The sequence below is a fragment of the Erwinia sp. V71 genome (assembly GCF_965644245.1).
Lineage (GTDB): Bacteria > Pseudomonadota > Gammaproteobacteria > Enterobacterales > Enterobacteriaceae > Erwinia.
Map to the genome: position 1 here is coordinate 1 of NZ_CBFFRK010000128.1, position 12,988 is coordinate 12,988.

The window sequence follows — 12,988 nt, forward strand, 5'->3', positions numbered from 1 at the left end:
GTTCCGGCAGCCTTCAGTGGTCTTTGCAGAGTTAAGACAGGCGGCTTAGCGTTGCACTTCGAACTTGAATCCGCCTTCAACCTGGCTAAATAAGCGCTGAGAGGCTGATTATGTCGAAGAAACAATGGGGCATGGCGGTGTTGTCTTGTGCCTCTTTGTTGCTGACGGCTTGTACCGTGGTGGATCTGGATGCGAATGGTAAACCGATCATTCCGCCGGATCCCCACGCCAAAGCCAGCTACAGCAATCAAACGCCACAGCAGGTGGTAGAAGAAAACTGGGACAGCAAAGTGATGGCCGCCGCCAGCAGCCACGCGCTGGACTGGACCACCCTGCAGGAAAAGAGCCGTACCGTGAAAGCGGGCAGCAGCGAAAGCGTGTTTGTCAAAGCCTCCGGCCAGGTAACAGCATTTGACAACAGCAACGCGTGCGAACGCACGCTGACGATGACCATTAACGGCGCGCCGGTAACGGTACAGCTGGGTCCGGTGATCCGCAGTAACGCCATCCGTGACGCTGCCGGTTTTAACTTTGAAGATTTTACCAACCAGGTGCAATTTGCCCAGCTGACCAAAGCCCTGAATCGCCATGCAGTGCAGCAGTTACCGGCGGTGGATAACAGCTGGAACGGGAAAAAAGTCAATGTGGTGCTGGCGGTGACGTTGCAGCATGAGGGCATTCAGGATGCTGTGGCGCTGACGCTGAAACCGGAGGCGCCATGAGTGAACGTGACAACGCGCAACAGCCTGACCTGATTCTGGAAACTCGTGCAGTGTCGATGCTGTTTCCCGGCACGCTGGCGCTGGATCGCATCGATTACCACGTTCACCGCGGCAAAGTGAATGTGATTATCGGCGAGAACGGTGCCGGTAAATCGACGCTGATGAAAATCCTCGCCGGGGTACAGCAGCCAAGCAGCGGTGAGATCTGGCTTAACGGCCAGCAGGTGCATCTGCATAACACCCGCGAAGCGGCGCGGCTCGGTATCGGCATGGTGCATCAGGAGCTGAACCTGTTTGAAAACCTCAGTGTGGCGGAAAACATTTTCCTTGGCCGGGAAATCCAGCGCGGCCTGATGCCGATTGACCAGGCGGCGCAGGAGAAGCGCACCGCAGAGCTGCTGCAGCGCCTCGATCAGCCGATTTCGCCGCGTGAGCTGGTCGCCAACCTGAAAGTCGGTCAGCAGCAGCTGGTGGAAATTGCCAAAGCGCTGGCGGAAGACGCGGACATTTTGATCCTCGACGAACCGACCTCGGCGCTGAGTAAAACCGAAGTGGCGATTCTGTTCCGTGTGATCCGTGATCTGACGCGCCAGGGCGTGACCATTATTTATATCTCGCACCGGCTGGAAGAGCTGATGACCATCGGTGATGTGATCACCATTCTGCGCGACGGCAAATTCCAGGCGGAAGCGCGTGTCGATGAGATCGATGTGCCGTGGATTGTGCGGGAAATGCTCGGCAGCGAACCGGTCAGCAACTTCCTGCATCCGGGACGCACCTTTGGCGCACCGGTGCTGGAAGCGGAGCATATCACCTGCGTCAATGCCGCCGGCAACACGCTGGTGGATGACGTGTCGTTTAACGTGCGTGCCGGGGAGATTGTCGGCATCTACGGTCTGATGGGCGCCGGGCGTACCGAGCTGTTTGAATGTCTGCTCGGTACTCAGCAGAACTACCTCGGCAGGTTGTGGCTCGACAGCAAACCGGTGGCGGCGCGGCTGTCGACGGCGGATCGCATCCGTATGGGTATGAGCCTGGTGCCGGAAGATCGCAAACGTACCGGTATTTTCCCGGTGTCGTCCGTCGCCAGCAATCTGACCATCGCCAGTCTGTGGCGGCGTCTCTCCTGACGTTTCGCGATTGCTGAACGCGATGAGCAGGCGGTGGTCGCCAGTACCATTGGCAATCTGTCGATCAAGGTGTCGTCGCCGGATGTCGCCATCCAGGCACTGAGCGGCGGCAACCAGCAGAAAGTGGTGATTGGCCGCTCGCTGCTAACCAATCCGAAACTGCTGGTGCTGGATGAGCCGAGCCGCGGCATTGATGTCGGCGCCAAAGCCGATGTGTTCCGCATGATGGTGGAGCTGTCGGAGCAGGGGATTGCGGTGATCTTCTCCACCTCCGATTTGAAAGAAATTATGGCGGTTTACGACCGCATCCTCGTGATGTCGGGTGGCAAACTTACCGCGGATATTCCGCGCGCCAGCGCTGAAGAGTCAGCACTGGTTAAAGCGAGCGCTCAGGGGTTCTGATAATGAAAACGACACAGGGTGCGGCTCTGACCACGCCACCGGCTAAAGCGTTTAACTCGCGCGAAGGGCTGATTTTACTGCTGTTAAAGCTGCGTACCTTTATTGCGCTGTTTCTGATTGTCGGCTTTTTCTCGATTACCGTACCGGACTTTCTCGCCGTCGGCAGCATGGTGATCATGATTAAACATATCGCCATTAACGCCTTCCTGGCGCTGGGGATCACCTTTGTGATTATCACCGCCGGTATTGACCTGTCGATTGGCGCCACACTGGGTCTGTGCGGCATGGTGGCAGGCTGGCTGATCACCAAAGGGATTGTGCTGCCGATGTTTGGCATCGCCATTTTCCCCAGCGTCTGGGTGGTGATCCCGGTAGTGCTGCTGATTGGTGCGCTGATTGGTGCCGGTAATGGCTGGATTATTACCCGCTATAACGTCGCACCGTTTATCTGCACCCTCGGCACCATGTATATCCTGCGCGGTGCGGCGATGCTGACCTCGGGCGGTGAAACCTTCCCCGGACTGGCGGGCAATCCGCAGCTGGGCAATACCGGTTTTGATGCGCTTGGTGCGGGCAATTTCCTCGGTCTGCCGTATGCGATCTGGATGTTGGTGGTACTGGCGCTGGTGATTGGTTATATCGCCAAACGGCTGCCATTTGGTCGCCAGGTGTATGCCATTGGTGATAACGAGCGGGCGGCGGAGCTTTCCGGCGTGCGGGTGAAACAGGTCAAGGTACTGGTGTATACCCTGTCGAGCTTCTGTGCAGCGATTGCCGGTCTGGTGGTGTCATCACAGCTGGTCGCCAGCCACCCGGCGAACGGCACAGCGTTTGAGATGAACGCGATTGCGGCCGTGGTACTGGGCGGCACCTCGCTGGCCGGGGGACGCGGCACCGTTATCGGTACGCTGATCGGCGCGTTTGTCATCGGTTTTCTTGCTGACGGGCTGATTATGATGGGCGTCAGTGAATTCTGGCAGATGGTGATTAAAGGCATTGTGATTATTGTGGCAGTGATTATCGACCAGATGCAAAACCGCATGCAGCAGAAAGCGGCGGTGGTGGCGCAGAAGGCGGTGATACAGCAGGGTGAGGCCGGTCATTAGTCGGGACGGCACTTAATCGTTATCCATTTTTTTTACCCATCATGAATATATATTCGTGATTGATTTTAAATGCAAAGAGGTTGCTATGAATCCGTTCAAACTCTCGGTGGAGCAGCTGGAAAAAAAAAGCGCGGGCAGTGCGTCGGCGGATTATCACGCTGAATGCCAACAGTCCGGCAGGCGGCCATACCGGAGCCGATTTGTCACAGGTGGAGATCCTGACGGCGCTCTATTTCCGCATTCTGGACTGCGCGCCGGATCGCACTACCGATGACACGCGCGATATCTATATCCAGTCCAAAGGCCACGCGGTGGGCGGTTATTACTGTGTACTGGCCGAAGCAGGCTACTTCCCAACGGAGTGGTTACCCACTTACCAGCATGCCGATTCCCATCTTCCGGGGCACCCGGTGAAGCATAAAACGCCGAGTATCGAGCTGAATACCGGGGCGCTGGGCCACGGTTTACCGGTGGCAGTGGGCATTGCCCTGGCAGCGAAAAAGGACAACAGCAAGCGCCGGGTGTTTGTCGTCACCGGCGATGGTGAGCTGGCGGAAGGCAGCAACTGGGAAGCGGCGTTAGTGGCTGCTCACTACGGTCTCGATAACCTGACCATCATTAACGACAAGAACAAGCTGCAGCTGGCCGGTTCCACCCGCGACATCATGAACACCGATCCGCTGGCGGAGAAATGGCTGGCATTTGGAATGAACGTCACCGAATGCGCGGGCAACGATATGCGTTCGGTGGTCGAAACGCTGGAAAATCTGCCTGCCAACGGCAAGCCAAATGTGGTGATTGCCAATACCGAGAAAGGTTTTGGTGTGTCCTTTATTCAGAGTAAGCCCGAGTGGCATCACCGGGTGCCGAAAGGCGATGAAATTGAGCAGGCGATGGAGGAGTTGAAAGATGAGTAATTCAGCACATTTGGCCGAAGTGATGGTGCAGGCGTTTATCGATGCCGTGGAACGCGGTGTCGACCTGGTGCCGGTGGTGGCTGACTCCACCTCGACCGCCAAAATTTCACCGTTTGTTAAGCAGTTCCCGGGACGACTGGTGAATGTCGGTATCGCAGAACAGACGCTGGTCGGCACTGCCGCCGGGCTGGCCATTGGCGGTAAAGTGGCGGTGACCTGTAACGCCGCGCCATTCCTGATTTCACGCGCCAATGAGCAGGTGAAAGTGGATATCTGCTACAACAACACCAACGTCAAACTGTTCGGCCTGAACGCGGGTGCCAGCTATGGTCCGCTGGCCAGTACCCACCACAGTATCGACGATATCGCGGTAATGCGTGGTTTCGGCAATATCGAAATCTATGCGCCGTCCTGCCCGCTGGAGTGCCGCCAGATTATCGATTACGCGCTGGAGCATGTCGGGCCGGTGTATATCCGCCTTGACGGTAAAGCGCTGCCGCAGCTGCACGATGACAGCTACCAGTTTGTGCCAGGCAAAATCGACGTGCTGCGTGAAGGGAAAGACATTGCGCTGGTGGCGATGGGCTCCACGGTGCATGAGATTGTCGATGCCGCCGAACAGCTGGCGCAGCGCGGTATTTCGGCGGCTGTGATCAGCATCGCATCGATCAGACCTTGTGATACCCAGGCGCTGGGGAAACTGTTACATCAGTATGCCAGTGTCATCACCGTTGAAGAACATAACGTCAATGGCGGGGTTGGCAGTCTGGTGGCGGAAGTGCTGGCAGAAGGCGGCTACGGCGTTAAGCTGCGCCGGCTGGGCATTCCTGATGGTGAATACGCCATTGCGGGCGACCGCGCATCAACCCGCGCGCGTCACGGTATTGATGCAGCCGGAGTGGTTAACCGCGCTGTGCAGCTTTGCCAGGGAGAATAACGATGTCAGGCCCGCTTATTTTGGCTATCGATGAAGGCACCACCAATGCGAAGGCGATTGCTGTCGATGCCGCCGGGCAGGTGGTGGCGCGCGCCAGTCAGCCGCTGCAGATTTTCCATCCGCAGCCGGGCCTGACGGAACAGGGCCCGCTGGCAATCTGGCAGGCGGTGCGTCAGGCGATAAGCGATTGCCTGGCGCAGTGTGGCGGTGCGACGGTGGCGGCGGTTGCCATCAGCAATCAGCGTGAATCGATTATGATCTGGCAGCGTCGCGACGGCCAGCCGCTGACACCGCTGGTCAGCTGGCAGGATCGCCGCTCGGAAAAATTGTGCGCACAGTTGCAGCACGACGGCCAGCAGCCGCTGATTTCGTCGCTCACCGGGCTGGTGGTCGATCCGATGTTCCCGGCAGCAAAAGTGACTGGCATGCTGGCGGCGATCCCGGACGGCTATCAGCGTGCGGCGGCGGGTGAGCTGTGTATCGGCACTGTCGACAGCTGGCTTTGCTGGCAGCTGAGTGGCGGGCAGCAGTTTGTCACCGACTACGCTAATGCCGCGCGTACCCAGCTGTTTAATATTCACGATGCACAGTGGGATGAACGCCTGCTGGCGCTGTTTAAGGTGCCGCGCCAGGCGCTGCCAGAGGTACAGCCTTCTGCCGCACACCATGGCGAGGTACAGGTGCAGGATATCGCCGGACTGCCTGCCGGTACGCCGATTCTGGCGCTGATTGGCGATTCTCATGCGGCGTTGTATGCCCAACGTGCCAGCGGCAGTGAAGTGATTAAAGCCACCTATGGCACTGGTTCGTCACTGATGATGTCATTGCCTGAGGCGGTGATGAGCGAGCGCGGTCTCAGCACTACGCTGGCCTGGCACGATGGTCAGCTGCGTTACGCGTTCGAAGGCAATATTACTCATACCGGTTCTGGTGCAGCCTGGCTGTCGCGTATGCTGGGGGTTAACGATCCCCGCCGCTTAACGGAAATGGCGCAAAGCACGGTCAGTAACCAGGGGATTTACTTTGTTCCGGCGCTGTCCGGGCTGGGAGCACCGTGGTGGGATTTACAGGCGCGAGGTCTGATTTGCGGCCTGACTGATGCGGCGACACCAGAGGTACTGGCGTGTGTCGCACTGGAGTCCGTGGCGTTTCAGATTGCCGATGTGTTTTTCGCGATGGAACAGTCGGGCGGTCAGCGGCTGGCGCAGCTGTGCGTGGATGGCAGCGCCACCGATAACCCGTGGCTGATGCAGTTCCAGGCCGATCTGCTGCAGCGTCCGCTGATCAAAGCGCCGACGCCGGAAGTCTCCGCGCTGGGGGCGGTGGTGCTGGCCGGGCGGCAGCTCGACTGGTGGCAGGAGAGCAATGAACTTAGTGCCTTACGCGGTGGCGTGACCATTTATCCGCGAGAGGATCAGGCACAGGCGATGCAGGAAAATTATCACGGCTGGCAGGCGGCGGTGGCGCGTTGCCGGTATCAGCCGCAGCCGTGACGGCAGAGTCGATGACGGGCGGCAATATTGCCGCCCGTTTCTTAGAGTTCAGTGCTGAATCAGAGCACGCCCCACAGCAGCCAGGTTAACACGAAACCACATAATCCCATGACGGTGGTCAGGACGGTCCAGGTTTTCAGTCCGTCGGCAACAGACAGGCCCAGATAACGGGTAACCACCCAGAAGCCAGCATCATTAACATGGGAGAGGCCCAGACCACCAAAACAGGCGGCGAGGGTGACCAGTACGCGTTGCATATCACTGATACCGGTGACGGCCTGGGTCAGCAGGCCGCTGGTGGTGAGGATGGCCACGGTTGCGGAACCCTGCGAGGCACGCAGCGCCAGCGACAAAATAAAGGCAGCTGGCACCAGGGGCAGATGCAGTGTTTCCAGTGTCACCGCCAGCGCTTTCCCCACACCGGATTCGACCAGCACTTTACCGAATGCACCACCGGCACCGGCCACCAGAATCACGCTGGCGGAACCCGGAATGGCACGACCGGTCAGATCTTCCAGCTTATCTTTACTCCAGCCGCGACGCAGACCCAGCAGCCATGCCGCCAGTGCCAGTGAAATCAGCAGCGCAATCGGCGGTGTACCAATCACCGTCATCACTTTACGCAGCAGGCTCTCTTCTGCCAGCAGTGAATGTGCCAGCGTACCCATCACGATCAGCAGAATCGGCACCACAATCAGGCCAGCGATAGTCAGCGCGCCCGGCGGAGCCGGTTCATTTTTCTTTTCTGTCCCTTCCGGTTTTGCCATCTGCAGCTGTTCCAGTACCTCAACAGACAGATGGTAATGACGGCGGTTCATCGCTTTTGCCACGTAATAACCGACGATACCCACCGGAATCGACACCGCAATACCCAGCATCATCAGCCAGCCCATATCGGAGTGCAGAATACCCGCAGCCGCGGCCGCGCCTGGGTGGGTCGGCAGCGCCACATGCACGGTGAGCATCACACCGGCCATCGGCAGACCAAATTTCAGCGGCGACACGCGCGCCACTTTGGTAAAGCCGTAAATCAGCGGAATCACGATGATAAAGCCGACTTCAAAAAACACCGGAATGCCGAGAATAAACGCCGCCATGGTCAGTGCTGCTACGGTGCGTTTTATCCCAAGCGTTTTACTGAAGCGCTGTGCCAGCGACTCCGCGCCGCCAGAGGCTTCAATTATTGCCCCCAGCATCGCCCCCAGCACGATAATAATGGTGATATGGCCAAGCAGATTGCCCATGCCACTGATGATGGTCTCCATGATTTTTTCCGCCGGAATGCCGGTGGTAATGGCGACAAACAGACTGACAATCAGCAGGGCAACAAACGGGTGAACTTTGGCTTTAATGACCAGCAGCAGCAGGATCACTATGCTGGCGGTCGCGATGGCTAACAGCAATGCAGTGGACATGGTAAACCTCAGATATAATTATCATTTTTTGATTAACGGGGTACAGCAAAGCCTGGTGCTGGTACATCCTGCAGACGACCAGAGCCGCACCGGTGTGTCACCATCGGTGGTATTACAGGGTTTAAATCAGGATTTATGCGCCCAGGGCGTGAACCAGCCCAGTCCCTCAACGGTGTCGCCGCGTGGAATATATTCACAGCCGATCCAGCCGTCATAACCCACTTCATCCAGCAGGTTAAACAGCCAGGGGTAATTGATTTCGCCTTCGTCCGGCTCGTGACGATGCGGGGCAGAGGCGATCTGCACATGACGGTAGCGTCCGGCATACTCGCGGATCAGATGGCTGAGATTGCCATCTACCAGCTGAGCATGGAACAGATCCAGCTGGGTATAGACATTCGGGCGATCAATCAGCTCCACCATTTCCAGCGTTTGATACTGGCTGGAGTAGAGGTAGTTCGGCTTGGTCACCGGGTTCAGCGCTTCAATCAGCAGCGTGATGTTATGCGGCGCGAAACGCCCGGCGGCGTAGCGCATATTGCTGATAAAGGTGCTGACATACGCCTGACGATCGGCTCCTGGCGGTACGGTGGCGGACATGATATGCACCTGCGGGCAGTCCAGTGCCAGCGCATATTCCAGTGCGCGGTCGATATCTGCACGTGCTTCCGCTTCCCGTCCCGGAATGCCTGATACGCCCCATTCGCTGGCTGCCACATTGCCTGGCGCGGTGTTAAACAGCACCAGCTGTAACTGATTCTGCTCCAGTAACTGCTTCAGCTGGGCCGCCGGGTAGTCATAAGGAAACAGAAACTCTACCGCACGGAAACCAGCTCGGGCAGCGGCGGCAAAGCGCTCGGTAAAGGGCACTTCAGTAAACTGTGTCGACAGGTTCGCTGCAAACTTTGGCATTATCGGCTCCTTAACTCCGCCACTTCATCATCACTGAGATAACGAATGGCGCGATCCCCAAGGGTAAACATCAGGCGGGCAGTCTCTTCCAGCTCTTCCGTGTTGTCGGCTGCTTCACGCAGTGATTTTCCAACCACCACCGGACCGTGGTTCGCCAGTAAAAAGGCGCGATATTGTGCCGCCAGTTTTGCCAGGTCTTCCGCCAGGCGCTGATCGCCCGGTTTGTAGTACGGCACCACCGGCACGTCGCCGACACGCATCACTACATAAGGGGTGAACGGGCGAATACAGTTTTCACTGTCCAGATCCTGCAGGCAGGAGAGGGCGGTCAGATAATGGCTGTGCAGATGAACCACGGCTTTACAGGCCGGGTTGTTGAGATACAGCGCGCGGTGAAAGGCGATCTCTTTTGATGGCTTATCACCGGCAATCCACTCGCCCTGCAGCGTCACCTTTGACAGGCGGTCCGCATCCAGTTCGCCTAAACATGAACCGGTCGGTGTTGCCAGCAAGGTGCCATCCTGCAACAACATGGATAAGTTGCCGGCGGAGCCGGTGGCATATCCACGCTGGAAAAACGAGGCGCCAAGCTGCACCATCTCCAGACGGGCTTGTTGTTCAGTCATCAGAAAAACTCCGTTTGTGCGCGGCGGAAAAAGTGTTCATCGCCAAAATTGCCAGACTTGAGCGCCAGCGACAGCGGTTGCTGAATGTCGCGTACCCATGGCACGCCGGGAGAAATGGTCGGGCCGATATGGAAGGCGGTAACACCGAGGTTCTGCGCCACCACGCCCGAGGTTTCACCTCCCGCAACAATAAAGCGCTGCCAGCCGCGTGCTTTGAGTTCGCGCGTGACGGCGGCAAACAGCTGTTCGACGGCGGCGCTGCTGCGCTCTGCACCGTACTGTTGCTGGATCGCCTGCAGCTGCTGTGCATCGGCAGTGGCATACAGTAATGGTGCCAGTGCCTGCTGGCTGTTGGCTGCCACCCAGTCGCACAGCTGTTGTGCGTACTGTTCAGCAGAGGCAAGGCAACGTTCCACGCTGACTTCCTGCGCCGGTGCCTGCTGACGATAGGCACTGACCTGCAGATTGGTCATTTGCGAGCAGGAGCCGGAGATCACCACCGCGCGTTCACCCTGCGGACGACCCGCTTCCTGCGCCTGCTGCACATTGCTGTTTCCTGCCGCCCACTGGCGCGCCAGACCGATGGCCAGCCCGGAGCCGCCCGTCACCAGACGCATATCGCGCAGTGCCTCGCCCTGGGTCAGCAGATGCTGTTCACTCAGCGTGTCGATCACCGCATAGTTGCAGCCCTGCTGTGCCAGTTGCTGTAACTGTTCACGCAGTGCATCAGCGCCCTGATCGACAACGGGTGCAGCAATCAGACCGGCTTTGCCGCTGGCCTGGCGTTCCATCAGACGCAGCAGGTTGCTGTCGGTCATTGGCGTCACCGGATGGTGACGCATACCGGAATCAGACAGTAGCTGCGCGCCGACAAACAGATGCCCCTGATAGACGGTACGGCCATTCACCGGCAGGGCCGGGCAGATCACCGTCTGCTGTTCACCCAGTGCCTGCAGTAACGCATCAGTGACCGGGCCGATATTGCCCTGTGCCGTGCTGTCGAAGGTGGAGCAGTATTTGAAGTAAAAGCGTTCACAGCCCTGTTGCTGCAGCCAGGCTAATGCAGCCAGTGACTGCTCAACCGCCTGCTGTGGCGGGCAGGAGCGCGATTTCAGACTCACCACAATCGCCTGGGCGTTCTGCGGCGCATCCTGTTGCGGGATGCCATTAAACTGAATGGTGGAGAGACCGTTTTGTACCAGAAAGCTGGCGATATCGGTCGCGCCAGTAAAGTCGTCGGCGATAACCCCTAAACGCATCATGCTTTCTCCTGACCCTGCGGCAGGGTAATGCCGCTGAAGATCTTGATCACTGCACTGTCATCTTCGCGGCCATAACCGGCATTACTGGCTTCGGTAAACATATTCAGCGCGGTTGAGGCCAGCGGCAGCGGGAAGTGCAGCGATTTCGCGGTCTCCGCCACCAGGTTGAGATCTTTAACAAAGATATCGACGGCGGATTTCGGGCTGTAATCGCCGTCCACCACATGACGCATGCGGTTTTCAAACATCCACGAGTTTCCGGCGGCGTTGGTGACCACGTCATACATGGTGTCTAGAGGAATGCCGGCACGCGCGGCCAGCGCCATCGCTTCGGCACCGACGGCAATATGCACCCCGGCCAGCAGCTGGTGGATAATTTTCACCGTGGAGCCGAGGCCGATTTCACTGCCGACGCGATACACTTTCGCCGCCACCGCATCCAGCACTGGCTGCAGCAATTCAAAAGCCTGATCGCTGCCGGAGGCCATCACCGTCATATCACCGGTTGCCGCTTTAGCTGCGCCGCCGGAAACCGGCGCATCCAGCATCAGCAACTGATGCTGTGCCAGTTGCTGTTCAATCTGCTGAGCATCCTGGGCTGAAATGGTGGAAGAGACCATCACCACCGTGCCCGGACGCAGTCTGGCGGCCAGCCCCTGATCGCCAAACAGGATGGCTTTCACCTGAGCGGCATTGACCACCAACAGCAGCACCGCATCGAGCTGTTGAGCAAAACCGGCGGCAGAGGTCTGTGCGTCGCGCGCGCCAGCCTGGCGCAGGTTTTCCAGCGCCACAGGATTGAGATCCACACCCCAGGTATTTAATCCCGCGCGGATGCAGGAGGTGGCTGCACCCATACCCATGGAACCTAGTCCGATAACGCAAACATTTGATACTGGCACTGTCGGCTTCCTCTGTTAAATAAAGTGATTATTTGTTTGTTAGTGTTAATCCTGACAGGGTTACGGGCAAATAAATGTGTGATACATCACATTTATTCACTTTTAATTCACAAAAAAGAACAAGGGTTGTTAACAGAAAACACCCGGATTTCATGCCATTTCTGTTGTTATTCGGGCATATATGCTTTCTGGTGTTGTGATTTTCTGTTCGCTTCACGCCGCCAATGTTTTAAACTGTGAAAAAATGATAAACCCCAAGGAACCAGTGTGATCCCGATTGAACGACATCAACAGATTTTATCGCTGGTGGCAGAACGTGGTGTGCTCAGTATCGCTGAACTGACGGAGCGGCTGGGGGTATCGCATATGACCATTCGTCGTGATGTGCAAAAACTGGAGGAGCAGGGCGCCGTGCTGTCCGTCTCCGGTGGTGTGCGCTCTGCGGATCGGCTGGCGTCTGAGCCGTCACATCAGACCAAAAGCACGCTGTATAATGCCGAGAAAGCGGCGATTGGCCGTTGTGCCGCCCAGCATATTCCGCGCAACAGCTGCATTTATCTCGATGCCGGGACGACCACGCTGGCGCTGGCGCGTGAACTGGCTGATCGTGATGATCTTCTGGTGGTAACCAACGACTTTATGGTGACCAATCTGCTGATGGAAAGCAGTGCCTGCCGGGTGATTCATTCGGGGGGATCGGTGTGCCGTGAGAATCGCTCCTGTGTCGGCGAGGCTGCCGCCCGCAGCCTGCGTCATCTGGCGATCGATATCGCCTTTATCTCCGCCTCCTGCTGGGGACCGCGTGGCCTGTATACGCCGGATGAAGATAAAGTCACGGTAAAGCAGGCGGTTAGCGAAATCAGCAGCAAACGCGTGCTGCTGAGCGACAGCTCTAAGTACAACAAAATTGCGACTTTCCTTGCGCTGCCTTTAAGCACCTTTGACACCATCATCACTGATACGCAACTGAGCAGTGCCGGACACAGTGTGCTGAGCGAAGGGAACTGGGAGCTGATTCTCGCCCGCTAGGGAAGGTGCGATTTAATCGGTGGGGTTCAGTGGAGTCCTTAGCTGTATTAGCCTTACTTTAGCTGAGCTGTATTATCTCTCTGTAAAACGTATACGATCACTTTGTACTGGTGAATATTTGGCCTTTATTATTCA

10 protein-coding genes and 2 pseudogenes are annotated in these 12,988 nt (G+C 57.5%); 7 read left to right on the plus strand and 5 right to left on the minus strand.

All coding sequences use genetic code 11. The features are described 5' to 3' along the window. Nucleotides 1-110: 110 nt before the first annotated feature. From ACSZO1_RS18930 to ACSZO1_RS18955, 6 genes and pseudogenes are all read left to right on the plus strand, one after another. Nucleotides 111-722 carry a DUF2291 family protein gene (locus tag ACSZO1_RS18930; protein WP_437615408.1) on the plus strand — a complete coding sequence of 204 codons (612 nt, stop codon included), beginning with the start codon at nucleotides 111-113 and terminating at the stop codon, nucleotides 720-722. Further along, nucleotides 719-2,254: pseudogene (locus ACSZO1_RS18935) on the plus strand (sugar ABC transporter ATP-binding protein). Before ACSZO1_RS18930 ends, ACSZO1_RS18935 begins: the two are co-directional and overlap by 4 nt. A gap of 2 nt (nucleotides 2,255-2,256) precedes the next feature. Then, nucleotides 2,257-3,360: an ABC transporter permease gene (locus ACSZO1_RS18940; protein WP_437615410.1), complete on the plus strand. Its 1,104-nt coding sequence runs from the start codon at nucleotides 2,257-2,259 to the stop codon at nucleotides 3,358-3,360. Nucleotides 3,361-3,445: 85 nt separating this feature from the next. Further along, a pseudogene (locus tag ACSZO1_RS18945) lies at nucleotides 3,446-4,277 on the plus strand (transketolase). Then, nucleotides 4,270-5,214 (plus strand): transketolase family protein, encoded by a 945-nt coding sequence (locus tag ACSZO1_RS18950; RefSeq protein WP_437615412.1) that lies wholly within the window; start codon nucleotides 4,270-4,272, stop codon nucleotides 5,212-5,214. Before ACSZO1_RS18945 ends, ACSZO1_RS18950 begins: the two are co-directional and overlap by 8 nt. Nucleotides 5,215-5,216: 2 nt before the next feature. After that, the gene (locus ACSZO1_RS18955; RefSeq protein WP_437615414.1) at nucleotides 5,217-6,707 is read left to right on the plus strand and encodes an FGGY family carbohydrate kinase; all 1,491 of its coding nucleotides are present in this window, start codon (nucleotides 5,217-5,219) and stop codon (nucleotides 6,705-6,707) included. Nucleotides 6,708-6,766: 59 nt separating this feature from the next. Here ACSZO1_RS18955 and ACSZO1_RS18960 read toward each other — a convergent pair whose 3' ends face one another. From ACSZO1_RS18960 to ltnD, 5 genes are all read right to left on the minus strand, one after another. Then, the gene (locus ACSZO1_RS18960) at nucleotides 6,767-8,122 is read right to left on the minus strand and encodes a GntP family transporter (protein WP_437615416.1); all 1,356 of its coding nucleotides are present in this window, start codon (nucleotides 8,120-8,122) and stop codon (nucleotides 6,767-6,769) included. Nucleotides 8,123-8,248: 126 nt separating this feature from the next. After that, the gene (locus ACSZO1_RS18965; RefSeq protein ID WP_437615418.1) at nucleotides 8,249-9,034 is read right to left on the minus strand and encodes an HPr family phosphocarrier protein; all 786 of its coding nucleotides are present in this window, start codon (nucleotides 9,032-9,034) and stop codon (nucleotides 8,249-8,251) included. Beyond that, complete coding sequence (gene otnC / locus ACSZO1_RS18970) at nucleotides 9,034-9,660, minus strand: 3-oxo-tetronate 4-phosphate decarboxylase (protein ID WP_437615420.1); 627 nt, start codon at nucleotides 9,658-9,660, stop codon at nucleotides 9,034-9,036. Before otnC ends, ACSZO1_RS18965 begins: the two co-directional genes overlap by 1 nt. Continuing rightward, nucleotides 9,660-10,919, minus strand: a complete 1,260-nt coding sequence (otnK, locus tag ACSZO1_RS18975) for a 3-oxo-tetronate kinase (RefSeq protein ID WP_437615426.1) — start codon at nucleotides 10,917-10,919, stop codon at nucleotides 9,660-9,662. Before otnK ends, otnC begins: the two co-directional genes overlap by 1 nt. Beyond that, complete coding sequence (gene ltnD, locus ACSZO1_RS18980) at nucleotides 10,919-11,824, minus strand: L-threonate dehydrogenase (protein ID WP_437615422.1); 906 nt, start codon at nucleotides 11,822-11,824, stop codon at nucleotides 10,919-10,921. The genes otnK and ltnD overlap by 1 nt, the downstream gene beginning before the upstream one ends. Before the next feature lie 267 nt (nucleotides 11,825-12,091). On the opposite strand from ltnD, the gene ygbI reads away from it, so the two are divergent. Next, nucleotides 12,092-12,853, plus strand: coding sequence for a DNA-binding transcriptional repressor YgbI (gene ygbI, locus ACSZO1_RS18985; RefSeq protein ID WP_437615424.1), 762 nt, complete (start codon nucleotides 12,092-12,094; stop codon nucleotides 12,851-12,853). The last annotated feature ends 135 nt before the right edge of the window (nucleotides 12,854-12,988 follow it).

Bases quoted from the DNA above. Each gene is read 5' to 3' on its own strand.
- ACSZO1_RS18930 (WP_437615408.1), top strand. From the start codon at position 111: ATGTCGAAGAAACAATGGGGCATGGCGGTGTTGTCTTGTGCCTCTTTG.
- ACSZO1_RS18940 (WP_437615410.1), top strand. From the start codon at position 2,257: ATGAAAACGACACAGGGTGCGGCTCTGACCACGCCACCGGCTAAAGCG.
- ACSZO1_RS18950 (WP_437615412.1), top strand. From the start codon at position 4,270: ATGAGTAATTCAGCACATTTGGCCGAAGTGATGGTGCAGGCGTTTATC.
- ACSZO1_RS18955 (WP_437615414.1), top strand. From the start codon at position 5,217: ATGTCAGGCCCGCTTATTTTGGCTATCGATGAAGGCACCACCAATGCG.
- ACSZO1_RS18960 (WP_437615416.1), bottom strand. From the start codon at position 8,122: ATGTCCACTGCATTGCTGTTAGCCATCGCGACCGCCAGCATAGTGATC.
- ACSZO1_RS18965 (WP_437615418.1), bottom strand. From the start codon at position 9,034: ATGCCAAAGTTTGCAGCGAACCTGTCGACACAGTTTACTGAAGTGCCC.
- otnC (WP_437615420.1), bottom strand. From the start codon at position 9,660: ATGACTGAACAACAAGCCCGTCTGGAGATGGTGCAGCTTGGCGCCTCG.
- otnK (WP_437615426.1), bottom strand. From the start codon at position 10,919: ATGCGTTTAGGGGTTATCGCCGACGACTTTACTGGCGCGACCGATATC.